Origin of the sequence: Phycicoccus sp. Root101, assembly GCF_001426245.1 — a bacterium.
Taxonomy (GTDB): domain Bacteria; phylum Actinomycetota; class Actinomycetes; order Actinomycetales; family Dermatophilaceae; genus Pedococcus.
Genome location: NZ_LMCM01000006.1, coordinates 277,370 through 295,614, shown reverse-complemented (window position 1 = coordinate 295,614; position 18,245 = coordinate 277,370). Strand labels below are relative to the sequence as shown.

The window sequence follows — 18,245 nt, the reverse complement described above, 5'->3', positions numbered from 1 at the left end:
GAGTGGTGTCCCAGCATCGCCCCCGTGCCGGTCCGGCACGGGGGCGACGTGCTGTCCGGCGCCCGGGTGCCCCGACCGCCCCTCTGCCGGAGGGCGGCTCGCCGTTGTGACCTGGTCGACGTGAGACGTCGGTATGCCGCGGGGCGCGGCTTCGCTAGGTTGCTCCCGTGACTGCTATCGCCCTCCCCCGCAAGCGCGTCCTCGCCGACTACGTTCCCGCCCTCGCAGGCGTCCCGGCGACCGTCGGCGTCCTCGCCCGCGACCTGGCGCTCGTCGCCGCCGGCGCCGGGTTCATCGGCCTGCTGGCCCAGTGGAGCGTGCCGTTGCCCGGCACGCCCGTGCCCCTCACGCTCGGCACCTTCGCGGTGCTGCTGACCGGCGCCTCCCTCGGTGGGGTGCGCGCGCTGCTCAGCCTCGGCGTGTACCTCGTCGCGGGTGGCCTCGGCGTCAACTGGTTCGCCGGTCACAAGGACGGGTTCGGCGGTGCCACCTTCGGATACGTCGTCGGCTACCTGCTGGCCGCCACCCTCGTCGGCGCCCTCGCGCAGCGTGGTGGCGACCGCACGGTGGCGAAGACCGCCGTGACGATGGTCGCCGGCAACGTGCTCGTCTACGCCGCCGGTGTCCCGTGGCTCATGCACGCCACCGGCATGGACTTCGCCACCGCCCTCGACAAGGGTGTCGTGCCCTTCCTCATCGGTGACGGGATCAAGGTCCTCGCGGCGGCCGGGCTCTTCCCCGCCGTCTGGGCCTTCGTCAAGAGCGTCGAGAAGCGCTGACCCCGGCCCCCACCCGCCCCCCGACCACACGCCATACCTCGCCTCGTGGGCAAGCGTCGTGAGTCCGGTGCGGGCACCCCGGCGACCACCGCGCTGACGCGGCTGGGGGTCGCCTTCGGGGTCCACCCCTACGAGCACGACCCGGCCGCGGCCTCCTACGGACTGGAGGCCGCGGCCGCGCTGTCGGTGCCGCCGGGGCAGGTGTTCAAGACCCTGCTCGTCGAGGGCGAGCGCGGGCTCGCCGTGGGCATCGTCCCCGTCGACCGCAGCCTCGACCTCAAGGCCGTCGCGGCCGCCCTGGGCTGGAAGAAGGCCGCCATGGCCGACTCGACCGCCGCCGAGCGCAGCACGGGGTACGTCGTCGGCGGCATCTCCCCCATCGGTCAGAAGAAGGCGCTGCCGACCGTGCTCGACGAGAGCGCAACGGGGTTCGACGTGGTCTACGTCTCCGGTGGGCACCGTGGGCTCGACCTGTCCCTGGCCCCGGTCGACCTGGTGGCTGCCACCGGTGCCACGGTGGCCCCGATCGCGCGCTGAGCCCATCCGCCGGCCTCGCCGGCCGTGATCGTCCCCGGTCCAGCTCTCCGGCCATGCTCGACGGTCCTTCTCGACAGTCCTCGTCCAGGGAGCGGTCGATCCGCGGAAACTTCGCAGACTTCGGCCGATTCACGGCCGGCGCGAACTAGCGTGACGTGATCGGCCTGCCACCGGGCGGCCGCCGGCGGGAGGGGCACAGGGTGAGGCGACGGTTGGTCCTGCCTGCGGTCCTCGCCGCAGCGGCCCTGGTGGGTGGCGCCGCAGCAGGCCCGAAGGCCATGCCTCCCGAGGAACGGCTCATTAGCGCGCCGGGCTACCGGGCCGCCCCTGCCTATGCCGAGAACGGCCAGGAGAACGCCGACGCCCGCTGGCTGGACGCCGGGACCGTTCCCGGCGTCGGGACGCCCTGGGAGGACATGGCGCACTGGGCGCTCGTGGACATCAGGAGCCACCTCGAGGCCAACGGCACGGTGTCGGCCGGCCCCGGTGGTCCCTGGGGCTACTTCTGGCCTCGTGACGGTTCCTTCGCCGCGGTCGCCCTCAGCCGCAGCGGCCACGCGAGCGACGCGGCAGCCGTCCTCGACCGCCTGGCGCGGCTCGAGTTCGACCCGGCCGTCGGATTCCAGGCGCGGTACGCCCTCGACGGCAGTGCGCTGACCGATCGGCCCCGGCAGTCCGACGGCTGTGGCTGGGTCCTGTGGGCGATCGCGCAGGTGCGCCGGGACGCAGGAGGCGGGGTCCCGCCTTCCAGCGACGAGCTGCGCGACCGCTGCGTGCGGACCCTGACCCGGCTCGTCGACGGCGGCGACCGGCTGCCCCCGCCGTCCCCGGACTACTGGGAGGTGCGGGTCACCCGGACCTCGCTAGGCACGGTGGCGCCGATGCTCGCAGGGCTGGCTGCCGCGGGGCGTGACTACGCGGCCACCGGCGACGTCGCCGCTTCGGCGCGCACGCGCACGACAGCGGCCCGCTTGGCCGGCACGGTGGTCCGGGAGATGGGACCGGGGTACCAGCGGTTCGGGGACGCTGGTGGCCTCGACGCCTCGGTCGCCATGCTGCTGCCGCCGTTCACGGCCGAGGGCGACCTCCCCGCACCGGTGGTCAAGGCCGTTCGCGCCGCGGTGGTGAGGTACCAGAGGGAGGCCGCCCAACCGGCCGGCGGTGTCGCGCCGGGTGTCCTGTGGGTGAAGAAGGGGGGGGCGTCGTGGACCCCGCAGACGGCGCTGCTGGCGCTCACCGACGCCGCCTCGGGTCGGGATCGCGCAGCGGGCGCCCGGCTCGACTGGCTGTCGGCGCACCGCACGGCCTACGGGTCGATCCCCGAGAAGGTCACGCGCAGTGGCGCGCCGGCAGGACCGGCCCCTCTCGTGTGGACCGCGAGCCTCGTGGTGCTGACCCTCGCCGAGCTCGAGGGCTCCCCCTAGCTCGTCCCGGCCGATCTCGTGCGGGGCTTGGCGCGGACGTGCATGCGCTCGCCCTGCGGGCCGAAGATGCTGAGCATCTCGACGGGCTGGTCGTCGGCGCAGCCGAACCAGTGCGGCACCCGCGTGTCGAACTCGGCGACCTCGCCCGGACCGAGGACGACGTCGTGCTCGCCGAGGACCAGGCGCAGGTGCCCGTCGAGGACGTAGAGCCACTCGTAGCCCTCGTGGGTGCCGGGCTCCGGCACGGACCGGGAGCGAGGACGGATCACGTGCTTGAACGCGCGGACTCCCCCGGGCCGGTTCGTCAGCGGGACGATCGTGCCGCCAAAGGCCTCGATGGGCTTGGCGTGGATGCGCGGGTCGCCCGTGGCGGGCGCATCGACGAGCTCGTCGAGGGTGACGCCGTAGACCCGCGCCAACGGCAGCAGCAGCTCGAGGGTCGCGCGCCGCCCGCCGGACTCGAGGCGTGACAGGGTGCTGACCGACAGGCCGGTCTCCTCGCCCACCTGGGCCAGGGTGAGGTCGCGCGCGGTCCGCAGCCGCCGGAGGCGGGGACCGAGGTCGGCGAGGGAGTCGTTTGCCATGTCGGCAACATACCTTGTCGTTTCGTCTGGTGCGTCCGCACAGTGGCGACATGGAAACGAACCACGACGTCATCATCGTCGGCGGCGGCCCCGCCGGCCTCGCCGCCGCCACCACGCTGGCCCGGGCCTGCCGGGACGTCCTCGTCCTCGACACGGGCGAGCCGCGCAACGCGCCCGCCCACGGGGTGCACTCGTTCCTCTCCCGCGACGGTATGGCACCGCGTGAGCTCCTCGCGATCGCGCGGGACGAGCTGGTCGGGTTCGGGGGCCGGTTCCGGCTCGAGGGTGCGGTCGGCGCCAAGGCGGTCGAGGGCGGGTTCGAGGTCACCCTGGCCGGTGGGGACGTGCTCGCCGCACGACGTCTCCTCGTCACCACCGGGCTGGTCGACGAGCTCCCCCCGATCGAGGGCCTGAGGGAGCACTGGGGCACCGCCGCGATCCACTGCCCCTACTGCCACGGCTGGGAGGTCCGGGGGAAGGCGCTGGTCGTCCTGGCCACGAACCCGATGTCCGCCCACCAGGCCCTGCACTTCAGCCAGTGGTCGGACGACGTCACGCTGGTGCTCGACGGCCAGCCGGCTCCTGACGGAGTCGACGCCGCCAGGCTGGCCGCGGTGGGCGTCCGGGTGGTCGAGGGCGCCGCTCGCCGACTCGTCTCGGACGACGGGCGGCTCACCGGTGTCGAGGTCTCCGGCAGCCAGGGTGCGGTCACGGTCCTGCCGTGCGAGGCCGTGGTCCTCGCGCCGCGCTTCACGGCACGTTCCGCGGTCCTGGAGTCGCTCGGGGTCGAGGCGGCCGACTTCCTCATGGGCGAGACCGTGGTCGGCCGGCACGTGCCGAGCGACCCCATGGGCGGGCAGACCTCCGTGCCCGGCGTCCACGTCGCCGGCAACGTCACCGACCCGATGGCCCAGGTCATCCACGCGGCCGGTGCCGGTGTGCGGGCTGCCGCGATGATGAACATGGGCCTGATCGTCGAGGACGCCGACCGCGCCGTCGGCTGAGGGCGAGGATGCTGCGCCTCTGCGCGCAGAGCCCGACCTAGGCTGGGTGGCGTGTCGACGGAGGACGAGGAGCTGCTGGCCGGGGGCAACGCGTCGGGTCGGGTCGTCCGCGTCGGAGGCACGGTGCGCAAGCCGTGGCTGGCGACCAGCGGGCGCACCGTCGAGTTCCTCCGGGCGCTGCGGGCCGGCGGGGTGGACGTGCCGGAGCCGCTGGGCAGGGACGGCGCCGGACGCCTCGTGCTGGAGTACGTCCCGGGGCAGCTCGCCATGGATCTCGGCCCGCTCCCCGAGGACGTGGTCCGGGCGGTAGGTCGTGTCGTGCGCTCCATCCACGACGCCAGCGAGGGGCTGGCCGTCCCGACCGACTGGCCGGTGCTGCTGCCGGCGGCCGCGCCGGACCTGCTGTGCCACAACGACCTTGCCGCGTGGAACCTGGTCATCGACGGAGACCGCCTGGTCTTCATCGACTGGGACGGAGCCGGGCCCTCGACCCGGCTGTGGGACGTGGCCTACGCCGCCATCTCGTTCGCCCACCTGTTCCCGGACGCCGATGTCGACGTGGCCGCAGACCGGCTGGCGGCGTTCCTCGACGGTTACGGCGCCGACCGCGTGCTCCGCGCAGCCCTGCCGTCCACGATGGTGCACCGGGCAGAGGCGATGCACGACTGGCTGCTGCGGGCCCACGGTGAGGGTGAGGAGCCCTGGGCCTCGATGTACGAGGCGGGCCACGGCGAGCACTGGCGTGCCACCACCGACTTCATCGCCGCGCACGAGGCGCGGTGGAGTGAGGCCTGCGACCGCGGCTGAGCAGCCTCGCGATCGGGAGTGCTACTCCCAGGGGGTGGAGAGGACGACCGTGGTCCGGGTGGCGACGTTGGCGGCGGCGCGGACACGGGCCAGCAGCACCTCGAGGTCGCCGGGGGTCTTCACCCGCGCCTTGAGGATGTAGTTCTCCTCCCCCGCGACCGAGTGGCAGGCCTCGAGCTCGCCGATGTCGCGCAGGCGGTCGGGGATGTCGTCGGGCGCTGCCGGGTCGAGCGGGCTGATCGAGATGAACGCCGTGAGCGGCAGGTCGAGCGCGGTGTGGTCGACGATCGCGGTGTACCCCTTGATCACGCCGCGCTCCTCCAGGCGGCGGACGCGCTGGTGCACGGCTGAGGTCGACAGGCCCATCGCCTTGCCGAGGTCGGTGTAGCTCATCCGGCCGTCGGAGCGCAGCAGGGCGACGATGCGCCGATCGAGGTCTTCCACGGCAGCAGCCTACTGAGGCGGACCCCTCCGTGGTGGCAGCATGGGCCCCATGACCTCCGCGCCGGCCGCACGCCTCATGCTGCTCGACTCCGCCTCCCTGTACTTCCGAGCGTTCTTCGGGGTGCCGGACCAGCGCAAGGACGACTCCGAGCCGCCGACCAACGCGATCCGCGGGTTCCTCGACATGATCGCCTCGCTCATCGGCACCCACCAGCCGACCCACTTCGTCGCCTGCTGGGACAACGACTGGCGTCCCGCGTTCCGGGTGGACGCCATCCCCACCTACAAGGCGCACCGCCTGGTTGACGGGTCGCTCGCCGAGGAGGAGTCCCCCGAGCTCCTGACGCCGCAGGTCCCCGTGATCCGTGACGCTCTGGAGGCACTGGGATTCCCGCGGTTGGGGGCCGACGGGTTCGAGGCCGACGACGTCATCGGGACGCTCACCGCGCGCCACAAGGGGACGATGGCCATCGACGTCGTCACCGGTGACCGCGACCTGTTCCAGCTCGTCGACGACGCTGCGAACGTCCGCGTCATCTACACCGCGCGGGGCGGTGTCCGCGACCCCGACCTGGTGGACGAGGCGTTCCTGCAGACGAAGTACGCCGTGGCCAACGGACCCGCGTACGCCGACATGGCCGTCCTGCGCGGCGACGCCAGCGACGGGCTGCCGGGGGTCGCCGGGATCGGCGAGAAGACCGCCGCCAAGCTGATCGAGAAGTACGGCACGCTCGTCGCCCTGCGTGCGGCGGTCGACAGCGGCGACCCCGAGATCAAGGGAGCCCAGCGAGCCCGGCTGGAGGCCGGCGCCGCCTACCTCGACGTCGCCCCCAAGGTCGTCCAGGTGGCCCCGGACGCCCCGGTCGACGAGGTCGACATGACCCTGCCGACCGAGGTGGCGGACCCGGTGCTCATGAGTCGCGTGGCGTCGGAGTTCGGCGTGACCAGCTCGTTCAACCGCGTCCTGGCCGCGCTGCGCATCGAGTGAACCGACCGGGGTCCCGGCACCCCGGCGCAGCGTGCGGCCCGGTATGGCGCGCGTCCGGCTACGCGGCCGCCTCGCCGTTCGCTCGGCGCCGCAGCCACACGTCGGCCAGGCTCGCGACCAGGGAGAGCACGACGAGGCCCGTGGCCACCCGGAGGGAGACGGCAGCGCCCGAGGCGCCACCGTCCTTCGCCGCGGCGAAGAAGACCGTCCCGATCAGCGCGATCCCGGCGGCGGTCCCGATCCGCTGACCGGTCTGCAGCACCCCACCGGCGGTTCCGGCCCGCTCGACGGGCACGTCGGCGAGCGTGAGCGTGATGTTCGGGGAGATCACCATCCCGCTGCCCAGACCGGCGAGCAGCAGCGGCAGTGCGGCATACCACCCGGTGCGCGAGCCCTCCACCGTCGACAGGACGACATCGGTCGCAACCAGGCCGACCACGACGAGGACCAGGCCGCAGGTGACCAGCGAACGACCGAACCGCGGCACGAGGCGTCCGCCCACCGCGGACATCACGGCTGACCCTGCGGCGAACGGGGTGACGGCCAGACCGGCGAGCAGCGCGGAGTAGCCCAGGCCCTGCTGGAGGTAGATGGTCAGGACGAAGAAGATGCCGGTGAAGCCGGAGAAGTAGACGGTGGCCACGATCGCGCCGGAGGCGTACCCGGGGAGCCGGAAGAGGCGCAGGTCGACCAGGGGTGTGTGGCCGCGCGAGGTGTAGCGGCGCTCCCACAGGACGAACAGCGCCAGCAGCGCCGCGCCGACGGCAGCGATCCACCCGGGCACCGAGGACGACGACGAGCCGCGACCGCTCTCGACGAGAGGCAGGAGCAGGGCGAGGACTCCGGCGCCGAGCAGCACGACGCCCACGGGGTCGAGGTCCTGGCGCCGGCGGGCCCCCTCGTGCGCCTCGGCGGCCGGGATCCAGCGCAGCGCCAGGACGACGGCGGCCACCGCGACGGGCAGGTTGACGAAGAAGATCCACCGCCACCCCGCGTCGGCCCCGAGGAGGCTGAGGATGACCCCACCGGCGATCGGTCCGACGGCGGTGGAGATGCCGATCGTGGCCCCGAGCATCCCGAAGGCGCGGGCCCGCTCCGAACCCCTGAACAGCGTCTGGATGAGCCCGGAGACCTGCGGGTTGAGCAGGCCGCCGCCGATGCCCTGGAGGAGGCGGGCGGCGACGAGGAGCGCACTGCTGGTGGCGAGGCCGCACAGAAGGCTGGCGACGCCGAACACCACCACTCCCGCGACGAACATCCGACGTCGACCGGTCGCGTCGCCCAGCCGCCCGGCGGGGACCAGGACCAGCCCGAACGTCAGGGCGTACCCCGACACCACCCACTGCAGGTCGCTCGACGTCGCCGACAGGCCCTGCTCGATGCTGGGCAGCGCGACGTTGACGATGCTCACGTCGAGCAGGGTCATGAACCCCGCGACGAGGCAGACCGCCAGGGCCTTCCACCGCCGGGGGTCAGGCTGGTCCTGCTGGTCGGGCTGGTGGTCGTCGCCCGTGCCGGGGCGGGAGGTGGTGGCGGGGTGGGTCACCCTGCCATCCTCACCCGGCGGGGCCCACAGTGCCCTGCCGGATCCCACGCAGCGGTATGCCGCCCGGTCCGGGCAGCTGGTCAGTCGAGGCGGTCGGCCGCGACCACTCCGCGCATCACCGCGTCGATCGCCCTGCGGGCGGTGGTGCGCAGCTGCGGCTCCGGCGCGGCGTCGGCGATCTGCCCGAGCAGGTCGACCACCTGCTTGCAGCGCCGGACGAAGTCACCGGCTGCCATGTCCTGGCCACGCAGGACGTAGTCGAGCTTCTGGCCGGACGCCCAGCGGTGCATCATCCACGCCATGCCGGCGTCGGGCTCCCCGGTCAGCGGCAGGCCGAGGTCGCGCTCGCGGTCCTCGAGGACCGACCAGAGCCGGTTCATCTCCGTGACCGCCTCGGCGACGTCGTCGCCGGGCATCCGCGGGGACGGGTCCGTCTCGTCGCGCCGGGGCTCGTGGACCAGGACCGACACGATGGCGGCGAGGCCGGCCGGGTCGAGCCGCTTCCAGACGCCCAGGCGCAGGCACTCGGCGGCCAGCAGGTCCTTCTCGGTGTAGAGGCGGCGCAGGTTCTCCCCCTGGGGGGTCACGGTCGTCCCGCCCTCGCCGAGGTACCCCATCTCGGTCAGGAGCTCGCAGATCCGGTCGAACGTGCGGGCCACCGAGTTGGTGCGGCCCTCGACCTTGCGCTGCAGGCCGACGGTCTCGCGCTTCAGCCGCCACCACCGCTCGGCCCAGCGGGCGTGGTCCTCGCGGTCGGGGCACTGGTGGCAGGGGTGGGCGCGCAGCTGGCGGCGCAGCTCGGCGATCTTCTCGTCCTCGCCCGGCTGCGACTCCGCCCGGCGCCTCGGGGGCGGCTCGTGCGGCACGGCGATGCGCAGCGACGTCGCGAGGTCGCGACGGGCCTTGGGGCTCTTGGCGTTGAAGTGTGGCGGCACCTTGACGTGGGCGATCGCCTCCACGGGTTCGGGGACGTCGACGAGGGTGAGCTTGCGCAGCTGCTTGTCCTCGGTCACCACCGTCGGGGCGGGTGCCTCGCCGCGGTAGGACTTCGAGGGCTGCACCACCACGGCCCACCCGGCGTTGCGGCCCGAGGGGACCTTGATGACGTCGCCGATGCGCAACGCCTCCAACGAGACCGCGGCCTCGGCCCTGCGGCCCGCCGAACGTGCCTTGGCACCGTCCTTCTCGAGCCGGGCGATCTCCTGGCGGATCCCGGCGTACTCGTTGAAGTCACCGAGGTGACACGCCATCCCCTCGGAGTAGCCCTCGAGCCCCTCCTCGTTGCGGCGCACCGCCCGGGCGATCCCGACGACCGCGCGGTCCGCCTGGAACTGCGCGAACGACGTCTCGAGGATCTCGCGCGCCGTCTCGCGCCCCACCTGGGCGACGAGGTTCACCGCCATGTTGTAGGTCGGGCGGAAGCTCGAGCGCAGGGGGTACGTCCGTGTCGAGGCGAGCCCCGCCACGGACAGCGGGTCCAGGCCACGGTTCCACAGCACGAGGGCGTGACCTTCGATGTCGATGCCACGCCTGCCCGCGCGACCGGTGAGCTGCGTGTACTCGGCCGGGGTGATGTCCGCGTGCGTCTCACCGTTGAACTTCACGAGCTTCTCGAGGACCACGGTGCGGGCCGGCATGTTGATGCCGAGCGCCAGGGTCTCGGTCGCGAAGACCGCCCGGATCCGACCGGCCGTGAACAGCTCCTCGACGATCTCGCGGAAGGTCGGCAGCATGCCGGCGTGGTGCGCGGCGAATCCGCGCGACAGGCCCTCCACGAAGTCCCAGTACCCGAGGACCCCCAGGTCCTCCTCCGCAAGGCCCTGGATGCGCTCTTCGACGGTGCGTCGGATGCGGTCCCCCTCCGCCTCGGGGATGAGGTGCACGCCGTCGCGCAGCAGCTGCTGGACCGCGCCCTCGCAGCCGACCCGGCTGAAGATGAAGGTGATCGCCGGGAGCAGGCCGTCACGGTCGAGCCGGGACACGACCTCGGAGCGCGTCGCTCCCCCGCCGGGACGGCCGCCACCGCCCGGGCCGCCACCGGAGCCGCCGCGCGCCATACCCCGTCCGCCGTGACCGCCACCCGGACCGCGGGGAGCCCCCCTGCCGTGGTGCGGGAGGCGACCGCCCCCGCCCCGCCCGGCAGTGCGGCCGGCGTCGTCCCAGCGACCCCGCTGCTCGGTCGTCCGGATCGCCTGCAGCAGCTCGGGGTTCACCCGCGTCGCGTCCGCGCCCGTGGTCGGTGCCGAGAGCTCGTCGACGAACAGGTCGTAGACACCCTGGCCGACCATGACGTGCTGCCACAGGGGCACGGGACGGTGCTCGGAGACGATCACCTCGTGGTTGCCACGGACCTCGGCCAGCCAGTCGCCGAACTCCTCGGCGTTGCTCACGGTCGCCGACAGCGAGACGACCTGCACGTCCTCCGCGAGGTGGATGATGACCTCTTCCCAGACGGCGCCGCGGAAGCGGTCGGCGAGGTAGTGCACCTCGTCCATGACCACGAAGCCGAGGCCGCGCAGGGTGGTGGACCCGGCATACATCATGTTGCGCAGGACCTCGGTGGTCATGACCACCACGGGCGCCTCACCGTTGATCGAGGAGTCGCCGGTGAGCAGGCCGACGTTGGCGGCACCGTGGCGACGGACCAGGTCGGCGTACTTCTGGTTGGACAGGGCCTTGATGGGGGTCGTGTAGAACGCCTTGCGCCCCGTGGCCAGCGCCAGGTGCACCGCGAACTCGCCGACGATCGTCTTGCCGGCGCCGGTGGGAGCGGCGACGAGGACACCTCGGCCGGCCTCGACGGCCCGGCACGCCTTCTCCTGGAAGTCGTCGAGGGGGAACTCGAGACCCGCCGTGAACACCGCGAGCTGCGGGTTGCGGGCGGGCGAGCGCGCGGCAGAGGCAGCGAACCGCTCGGCAGGGGTCGACATGGTGCCGAGGCTACGTCAGGCGCCGGGTCGGTGCGGGGAGGGTGCCAGCACCGTGACCGCGCCGGCCACGACCTCGACCGTCAGGGGCAGCGGGGCGAACCGCTCGCCGTCGGCGTAGGCGACGATCCCGGCGGCCTCCAGGGTCACCTGGCGCCCGCGCAGGATCTCGACCGCGGGATGGCCGACGTGCGCGCCCTTGAACACCGTGGGGAACACCTTGAGGAACTCCACGGTGCTGATCTCGTGCAGCACGAGGACGTCGATGAGCCCGTCGTCCATCCGGGCGTCGGGCAGGACCTGCATCCCGCCCCCGTAGCTGGGGCCGTTCCCGACGGCCACGAGCATCGCGCGCGTCTCGTGGCGCACCCCGTCGACCGTCACGGCGTACGGGATCGCCCTGAACAGGGGCAGCTCGCGCAGGATCGCCAGGTTGTATCGCATCTGCCCCTTGGGCCACGGCCAGGTGTTGGCGCGCTCGTTGACGAGCGAGTCGAACCCGGCCCCCAGGACGCCGCCGAACCACCGCGGCCGCCCGTGCTCGTCCACGTGGCGCACCGCGTCGATGGTGCGGGGCAGCCCGGTGCTCACGAGGTCGGCGGCGCGGACCGGGTCGTGGACGGGCAGGCCGAGGCCGCGCGCGATGTCGTTGCCCGTGCCGGCTGCGATGAGCGCCAGCGGAACCTTCGTCTCGGCAGCGAGGTTGACGCCGAGGTGCGCCATGCCGTCACCGCCGACGACGGCGAGCACGTCGATGCCCTGGGCGATCGCCCCGAGCGCACGGTCCCGCGCGGCGGCATACGACTCGTCCGAGAGGTCGAGCACCTCGTGGCCGGCGGCCCGCATGCGGTGGGCCACCTCGAGGCCCAGGCTCATGCCGCGGTTCTTGCCCGACGTCGGGTTCACGACCAGGCCGATGCGCTTGCTCACGCGCGGAGGCTACCGCTCCACGACGGCGCTGCGGCACCGTCCCGGAAGGTGTCGGGGGACGGCTTCAGAGCGTCGAGGCCTCGTCGTCCGGAACCTCGACCCAGTCGGGCCGTGCCTTGCGCTTGCGCCGCTCGATCAGCTTGCTCACGAGGATCGCGACGAAGTAGAGGACCGTGAGCGGGATGGCCATGAGGAACATCGTGAAGGCGTCCGGTGTGGGCGTCGCGATGGCCGAGAGGACGAAGATGCCGAAGATGGCGGGTCGCCACGCCTTGAGCATCGCCGATGCGGGGAGGATGCCGATCGCATTGAGCGCCACGAGGAACACCGGCAGCAGGAAGGCGGCTCCGAAGACCAGGATGAACCGCGTGACGAAGCTGAAGTACTCGGACACCTGCTGGATGTTCGAGGCGCCGGCGGGGGTGAACCCGTACAGGACCGCCAGCACGGCCGGGAGGACGAAGTAGGCCAGGCCGCAACCAGCAAGGAACAAGGGGAAGATCGCCGCGATGAACGCCAGCGAGATGTTGCGTTCCTTCTTCGTCAGCCCCGGGAGGATGAACGCCCAGACCTGGTAGAGCCACACGGGGCTCGAGGCGATGACGCCGACGAAGATCGAGAGGCTGACCTGCTGGGAGAAGGCCGCCGTGGCGTTCCCGAAGTTGAGGCTGATGACGCTCTGCGGGTTGGCCAGCTTGTAGTCGTTGAAGGGCGCTGCCAGGCGCGCGTAGACCTGCGGGTAGAAGATCCAGCCGAGCACGCCCCCGAGCAGCACGGCGATGGCCGAGATCAGGAACCGCCGACGGAGCTCGCGCAGGTGGTCACCGAGAGTCATGCGGCCTTCGGGACTGCGGGCACGACGAAAGGCCATGATCAGTCGGTCTCGGTGGTTCTACTCGTGTTCGGTCAGAGACCGGTGGCGTTGTCCGTGCGGGGACTGTTGTCCTCGGTGATGGGCGAGGCGGCAGTCGTCGCACCGGGAGCCGCCTGCGTCCTGCCCGGCGCGGTGGCGCCCGGAGCCTGGGGGTCGGCCACGGCCTCACCCTTGACGGTGTCGCTGCTCGCAGCGCTCTTCCCGTCGTTCTTCATCTCGTGCACCTCCGACTTGAAGATGCGCATGGAGCGACCGATGCTCCGGGCGGCGTCGGGGAGCCGCTTGAACCCGAAGAGCACCACCAGCAGGACCAGCAGGACGATGATGTGCCAGCCTTCGAAGAGTCCGCGACCCATGGAATTCAGTCCTCTCGACCACCCTGCGGGTGATCTGCGTCAGTAGGTGTGCCGGGCCGGGAGCGCCCTTCGACTCCCGTGCCTTGTGGTCAGTCTAGATGCCGTGCCCAAGCCGGACGGCGAGACGCCTGTCGGGCGCGCCGCTGCTGCTTCAACGAAGCACGGGTGACCTCGCGTTCCCGGCGCAGCTGGCGGGGGTCGCCGAAGATGGCGGGTTCGACGGGTGGGGCGGGGTCACCGAGCCGTTCGGTCTGGGCCTGCAGGGCCGACACCGTCTCGGACGCACGCCCGATCTCGGTGTTGAGCTCCTTGACCTGGCCCCAGACGCCCCACGCGCGGCTCGCGAGGTAGCCCACTGCGATCAGCACGAGAAGCACCCAGATCAGGACCCACCACCACATGTGCCCGACCCTACCCGTCCGCGCTGGGCGCGGAGGCGTCGATGCCGTATGCCGCCAGGGCTGCGGCCGCGCCGTCGGTCACCGTGCGGGCCAGCTCGGGGGGTGAGACGACGGTGCCGTGGCCCCCGAGTCGCCAGACGAGCCGGCGCAGCCACAGAGTGTCGGCGGTGCGCAGGGTCACCGTGAGCGACCCGTCCGGTCCTGGTTCGACGGTCTCCACCGGGTAGTAGTCGGCGACCCAGGCCGCACCACGGCCCAGGTGCAGGGTGACGAGGGTGTCGTCGGCGCGCGGGGTGAAGGTGCCGGCGTCGAGGTCGCGCAGCTCGGCCTCGGCCGGCGGTGTGCCGTCGACGTCGAGGACCTCGAGCGACTCGATGCGGTCCATCCGGAACAGCCGGGTGTCCTGCGCCCGGTGGCACCACCCTTCGAGGTACCACTTGGCGTCGATGTTCACCACGCGCATGGGGTCGACGTCGCGCTCGGTGGACTCGTCGCGGCTGGGCACGAGGTAGCGCAGGTGGATCCGCCGGTGGCCCTCGACGGCGCGCCGGGCGTCGGCGAGCAGCCCGGCCTCGACGCCCTCGCTGATGGCGACCTCGACGCGGGAGGCGGCTTCGGCACTGGCGCCGGTGGCCTCCTCGAGCTTGGCCATGGCGCGCTCGATGGCGTCGCGCTCCCCGAGCCCGGGGACGGCGGCGAGGGCGCGCAGCCCGACCATGAGGGTGAGGGCCTCGTCGCGCCCGAGCCGCAGGGGCCGGGCAATGGTGTCGGCGTTGGTGACGAACACCCGGCCGTTCTCCCACTGGGCGTCGATGAGCTCGTCCGGCATCTGGCCGTACCCGCACAGGTAGAGCAGCCGCAGGTCGGCCTCGAGCTGGTCGACGCTGATGCCGAGCTCGGCCGCTGCCTGACCGGTGTCGATGCCCTGGCGGTTGACCAGCCACGGCACCATCGTCAGCAACCGCGTGAGTCGGGCGGTTGCGGTCTCGGGGGTGCTCATGCGGCTCCTCCGGTGGTCGGGGCCGAGGCGACGGCGGCGTGGGCCCGGACGGCCCCGCGCAGGCGTTCAACGACGAGGTCGCGGACCTCGACGGGTTCGCTGACGACCACGTCCGCGCCATACCCGCTCACCTCGTCGGCGAACGCGTAGGGGTCGGAGAAGGGCACCTCGAGGACGGTCCACTCCCCCTCGGTGCCGACGGCGGTGCCACGGCGGCGCAGCGACTGTCCGCGGCCCTCCCGGACCCGGACGACCGAGGTCCGGGGTTCCTGCTCGCCGACGGTCGAGGCGATCATCTCCTGGGCCCGGTGGTCGGCGGGGACGGTGTACGGCTCCGCCTTGCGCACGACCGAGACCGCACCATCGATGCGCGAGAGGCGGAAGACCCGGGGTGCGCCCCGGTCGAGGTCGAACCCGGTGAGGTACCAGCGGCCGTGCCAGGAGGCCAGACCCCACGGCTGCACGCGCCGGGTGTTGACCTCGCCCTGCCCGCCGGTGCGGTAGCCGAAGGAGATGGTCTGCTGGCCGACGACGGCGTTCTTCACGGGCTCGAAGGCGGGCTCGCTCGTGCCGAGCCGCGGCTCGATGCCGATGAGCGAGTCGCCGTCCCGCTCGATGCCGGCGGCCTTGAGCTTGCGCAGGGCCTGGGCGGCGGGACCGGCCAGCGAGGCGTGCGCCCAGGTGCGGCTGGCCAGGCCGAGGACGGCCAGCTCGTCGGGCTCGAACTCGATGTCGGGCAGCGCGTACTCGCGCTGGTCGATGCGGTACCCCACCTCGTCGTCCCAGACCCCGCCGATCTCGGCCGTGACGAGCGGGATGCCGAGCTCGCGCAGCTCGTCCTTGTCACGCTCGAACATCCGGTCGAAGGCCTCGTCGCTCGCGGCGTCCCCGTACTGCGGCACGATGTCGCGGATCTTGGACTTGGGCAGCGGCCGGCGCGTGTAGAGCAGGCAGAGCACGAGGTTGAGCAGGCGCTCGGTCTTGGCCGCGGGGCCGGTGGGTGAACTCACCCGCCCGACGCTACCGGAGTGCGCGGTACCGCCCGTGACTACTCTGCGTGTCGTGATGCAGTGGCGCGAGGGCACGGTTCAGCAGGTGCGTGGCCGGTGGCCGGGCGCCGTCGAGTATGCGGTCCAGCTGGCGGGCGACGACGGAGACGTGGTGCGCGCCCTCGCGTACACGGCCCTGGTCGGTGAGCCACAGGTCGGTGACCGGGTCCTGCTCAACGCCTCCGCGCTGCTGCGCGGCCTCGGCACCGGGGGGCTGGCCTTCGTCGTCGCGGCACCAGACCGCCTCCCCGCCGACCCGCCGGCCAGCGAGGGCCACATCGTCAAGGCGAGGTACACGCCCCAGCAGCAGATGTTCATGGCCGTGGACGAGCAGGACAGCCCGCACCACGCAGCCCTGACCACCGGCCCCGCGGCCGCCGGTGACCTGCTCGGCCTGCCGGTCGTCGTCGCCGACCTGCACTCGGCCCTTCCCGCGGTCCTGGCCGGCCTGCGCACCGAACGCCCGGACGCCCGGGTCGTCTACCTCATGACCGACGGTGGAGCCCTGCCGCTCGCGTTCTCACGGGCGGTCGCCGGCCTCACCGAGGCGGGCTGGCTGCACGGCACCGTGACGGTGGGCCAGGCCTACGGCGGCGAGCACGAGGCGGTCACCCTGCACTCCGGTCTGCTCGCTGCGCGCCACGTCCTCGGGGCCGACGTGGCCGTCGTCATCCAGGGACCGGGCAACGTCGGGACGGGAACGACCTGGGGGTACACGGGCGTCGCGGCGGGCGAGGCGCTCAACGCCGTCGGGGTCCTGCGCGGTCGCGGGGTCGCGGCCCTGCGCGTCTCCGACGCCGACCAGCGCGGGCGGCACCGTGGGATCTCGCACCACAGCCGGACGGCATACGGGAGGGTGTGCCTCACCGCGGCGGACGTGCCGGTGGGGATCGTGGACGACGAGTTCGGACGGCTCGTGCTCGCGCAGGCGGGCGACCTCGTGGACGAGGCGACCGGCGACCTGACCCTGCGCGAGGTGCCGGTCGACGGGCTCGACGCGGCGCTGCGCGGCACCCCGGTGAAGCTCTCCACCATGGGCCGCGGGCTCGACGAGGACCACGCGGCGTTCCTGCACAGCGCAGCAGCCGGGCGGTGGGCCGCCCGGCTGCTGTCGGAGAACGCTGACGGCTGAGGTGACCCAGCCATGGGTCCGCTCAGCGGACCCGGGGACGGTCCGCGGTCAGCGGACGTCCACGAGGTCGACCACGAAGATCAGGGTCTCGCCCGGCTTGATCGCGCCGCCGGCGCCACGGTCGCCGTAGGCGAGGTGGGCGGGGATGACGAGCTTGCGACGGCCGCCGACCTTCATGCCGACGATGCCGTCGTCCCAGCCGCGGATGACCTGGCCGACGCCGAGGCGGAAGTCCAGGGGGGCGCCACGGTTCCACGAGGAGTCGAACTCCTCGCCGGTGGAGTGGGCCACGCCGACGTAGTGCGCCGAGATGGTGTCACCGGCGCCGGCCTCCTGGCCGTCACCCTCGGTGAGGTCCTCGATGACGAGCTCGCTGGGGGCCTCGTCGCCGGGGAAGTCGATCTCGGGCTTGGTGGTGTTGGGGTCGAAACCCATGCTGCTGCTCCTTGGGAAGAGAGGGGTGGGACGGGTGCGGCTCAGTAGGCCGCGAGGATGTCGACGACGAACACGAGGGTGTCCGTGCCGCTGATCTTGGGCGGGCTGCCCGCGGCGCCGTACCCGTCTGCCGGGGGGACGACCATGAGGACGCGGCTGCCGACGGCCTTGCCGACGAGCTGGGCGTCCCAGGCCTTGATGACCTGCTGCTTGCCGATGACGGTCTCGAAGTAGCCCTGCGGGGAGGTCGCGGACGAGTCGAAGACCTTGCCGTCCTTCCAGAGCGCACCGGTGTAGGTGACCCGGATGGTCTGGCCGGCTGCGACCTTGGCGCCGGTGCCGTCGATGAGGTTCTGGCCGACCGTCTTCGTCGGCGGCTTCTTGCCCTTGGGGATCGTGATGGTCGCGGCCTTGCCGCTCTCGACCTTGACCGACGGCAGGTCGGCGGAGGGCTTGACCTCCTTGCCCTCGGCGCTGGCCAGGGGCTTGGTCACGGAGAGCACGTCCATGAGGAAGACGACGGTGTCGGTGCCGCCGACCTTGATGTCGGTGTTGCCCTGGGCGCCGAAGGCGTCCTTGGGCGGCACGGCCACCAGCACGCGCGAACCCACCTTCTGGTTCGCCAGGCCCTTCTTCAGGCCGGGCAGGAGGCCCTCGGCGCCGAGGCTGAGGCCGAGGTTCTGCTTGCCGTAGTTGGTGTCGAGGACCGAGGAGTCCTTGGCGTTGAGCAGGACGTACTTGACGCTGACGATCTCGTCGTCCTTCACCACGGGGCCGTCACCGGCCTTGACGACCTTGGTCGTCGTCTCCTTGACCGACAACGGCTTCGGGGTGATGGCGACCGTCGGCGCGGTGGTGTCGTTGCCCCCGGTCACGGTGATGCCGTCCAAGGGCGAGGCCTTGGCGTCGTCGGAGTTGCCACAGGCCGTCAGGGCCAGGAGGGCGGTCAGGGCCGCGGCCATCACCGACAGGCGGCGGCGGCTCGGGCGGGCAGACAGGGAACGCACAGACACGGTGAGGGACCTTCG

The 18,245-nt window shown here is 72.5% G+C and carries 19 protein-coding genes; 7 read left to right on the top strand and 12 right to left on the bottom strand.

The genetic code is table 11. The annotated features are described in order from the left end of the window. The first annotated feature begins 167 nt into the window (after positions 1 to 167). From ASC58_RS08725 to ASC58_RS08715, 3 genes are all read left to right on the top strand, one after another. Complete coding sequence (locus tag ASC58_RS08725; protein ID WP_056919011.1) at positions 168 to 779, top strand: biotin transporter BioY; 612 nt, start codon at positions 168 to 170, stop codon at positions 777 to 779. A gap of 45 nt (positions 780 to 824) precedes the next feature. After that, positions 825 to 1,316 (top strand): Cys-tRNA(Pro) deacylase, encoded by a 492-nt coding sequence (gene ybaK, locus ASC58_RS08720; protein ID WP_056919010.1) that lies wholly within the window; start codon positions 825 to 827, stop codon positions 1,314 to 1,316. A 200-nt stretch (positions 1,317 to 1,516) separates the two neighbouring features. Beyond that, a complete protein-coding gene (locus tag ASC58_RS08715) occupies positions 1,517 to 2,740 on the top strand; it encodes a glycoside hydrolase family 15 (protein WP_157598410.1) in 1,224 nt (407 codons plus the stop codon). Here ASC58_RS08715 and ASC58_RS08710 read toward each other — a convergent pair. After that, positions 2,737 to 3,324 (bottom strand): helix-turn-helix domain-containing protein, encoded by a 588-nt coding sequence (locus ASC58_RS08710; RefSeq protein WP_056919008.1) that lies wholly within the window; start codon positions 3,322 to 3,324, stop codon positions 2,737 to 2,739. The genes ASC58_RS08715 and ASC58_RS08710 overlap by 4 nt on opposite strands. A 50-nt stretch (positions 3,325 to 3,374) precedes the next feature. Between ASC58_RS08710 and ASC58_RS08705 the strand changes: the two genes are divergently transcribed. Both ASC58_RS08705 and ASC58_RS08700 read left to right on the top strand, forming a co-directional pair. Further along, positions 3,375 to 4,328 carry an NAD(P)/FAD-dependent oxidoreductase gene (locus ASC58_RS08705; protein ID WP_056919007.1) on the top strand — a complete coding sequence of 318 codons (954 nt, stop codon included), beginning with the start codon at positions 3,375 to 3,377 and terminating at the stop codon, positions 4,326 to 4,328. Positions 4,329 to 4,379: 51 nt separating this feature from the next. Beyond that, on the top strand, positions 4,380 to 5,135 hold the full coding sequence (locus ASC58_RS08700) for a phosphotransferase (protein ID WP_056919006.1): 756 nt from the start codon (positions 4,380 to 4,382) through the stop codon (positions 5,133 to 5,135). Positions 5,136 to 5,156: 21 nt separating this feature from the next. Here the strand turns inward: ASC58_RS08700 and ASC58_RS08695 are convergent, their stop codons facing one another. Next, on the bottom strand, positions 5,157 to 5,579 hold the full coding sequence (locus tag ASC58_RS08695; protein ID WP_056914424.1) for an Lrp/AsnC family transcriptional regulator: 423 nt from the start codon (positions 5,577 to 5,579) through the stop codon (positions 5,157 to 5,159). 49 nt (positions 5,580 to 5,628) lie between these two features. Here ASC58_RS08695 and ASC58_RS08690 point away from each other — a divergent pair, with 49 nt between their 5' ends. Then, a complete protein-coding gene (locus ASC58_RS08690; RefSeq protein WP_056917071.1) occupies positions 5,629 to 6,567 on the top strand; it encodes a 5'-3' exonuclease in 939 nt (312 codons plus the stop codon). A 58-nt stretch (positions 6,568 to 6,625) separates the two neighbouring features. Here the strand turns inward: ASC58_RS08690 and ASC58_RS08685 are convergent, their stop codons facing one another. The 8 genes from ASC58_RS08685 to ASC58_RS08650 all read right to left on the bottom strand — a co-directional run bounded on the left by ASC58_RS08685 (position 6,626) and on the right by ASC58_RS08650 (position 15,611). After that, positions 6,626 to 8,113: an MFS transporter gene (locus tag ASC58_RS08685; RefSeq protein WP_056919005.1), complete on the bottom strand. Its 1,488-nt coding sequence runs from the start codon at positions 8,111 to 8,113 to the stop codon at positions 6,626 to 6,628. Between the two features lie 80 nt (positions 8,114 to 8,193). Beyond that, positions 8,194 to 11,043 carry an RNA helicase gene (locus ASC58_RS08680; protein ID WP_056919004.1) on the bottom strand — a complete coding sequence of 950 codons (2,850 nt, stop codon included), beginning with the start codon at positions 11,041 to 11,043 and terminating at the stop codon, positions 8,194 to 8,196. Positions 11,044 to 11,058: 15 nt separating this feature from the next. Continuing rightward, on the bottom strand, positions 11,059 to 11,970 hold the full coding sequence (locus ASC58_RS08675; RefSeq protein ID WP_056919003.1) for a diacylglycerol kinase family protein: 912 nt from the start codon (positions 11,968 to 11,970) through the stop codon (positions 11,059 to 11,061). A gap of 64 nt (positions 11,971 to 12,034) precedes the next feature. Beyond that, the gene (tatC, locus tag ASC58_RS08670; protein ID WP_056914420.1) at positions 12,035 to 12,805 is read right to left on the bottom strand and encodes a twin-arginine translocase subunit TatC; all 771 of its coding nucleotides are present in this window, start codon (positions 12,803 to 12,805) and stop codon (positions 12,035 to 12,037) included. Positions 12,806 to 12,876: 71 nt separating this feature from the next. Continuing rightward, entirely contained in the window at positions 12,877 to 13,200 is a 324-nt protein-coding gene (gene tatA, locus ASC58_RS08665; protein WP_056919002.1) for a Sec-independent protein translocase subunit TatA, read from the bottom strand. 89 nt (positions 13,201 to 13,289) lie between these two features. Further along, positions 13,290 to 13,601, bottom strand: coding sequence for a hypothetical protein (locus ASC58_RS08660; protein WP_056914419.1), 312 nt, complete (start codon positions 13,599 to 13,601; stop codon positions 13,290 to 13,292). 10 nt (positions 13,602 to 13,611) lie between these two features. Further along, positions 13,612 to 14,601: a YafY family protein gene (locus ASC58_RS08655; protein WP_056919001.1), complete on the bottom strand. Its 990-nt coding sequence runs from the start codon at positions 14,599 to 14,601 to the stop codon at positions 13,612 to 13,614. Then, complete coding sequence (locus ASC58_RS08650) at positions 14,598 to 15,611, bottom strand: YafY family protein (protein ID WP_056919000.1); 1,014 nt, start codon at positions 15,609 to 15,611, stop codon at positions 14,598 to 14,600. The genes ASC58_RS08655 and ASC58_RS08650 overlap by 4 nt, the downstream gene beginning before the upstream one ends. 52 nt (positions 15,612 to 15,663) lie before the next feature. Here ASC58_RS08650 and ASC58_RS08645 point away from each other — a divergent pair, with 52 nt between their 5' ends. After that, positions 15,664 to 16,782, top strand: coding sequence for a DUF3866 family protein (locus tag ASC58_RS08645; protein ID WP_056918999.1), 1,119 nt, complete (start codon positions 15,664 to 15,666; stop codon positions 16,780 to 16,782). Between the two features lie 48 nt (positions 16,783 to 16,830). Here ASC58_RS08645 and ASC58_RS08640 read toward each other — a convergent pair whose 3' ends face one another. After that, a complete protein-coding gene (locus ASC58_RS08640) occupies positions 16,831 to 17,217 on the bottom strand; it encodes an FKBP-type peptidyl-prolyl cis-trans isomerase (protein ID WP_056914415.1) in 387 nt (128 codons plus the stop codon). A 41-nt stretch (positions 17,218 to 17,258) separates the two neighbouring features. After that, entirely contained in the window at positions 17,259 to 18,230 is a 972-nt protein-coding gene (locus ASC58_RS08635) for an FKBP-type peptidyl-prolyl cis-trans isomerase (protein WP_157581189.1), read from the bottom strand. Positions 18,231 to 18,245 lie beyond the last annotated feature (15 nt).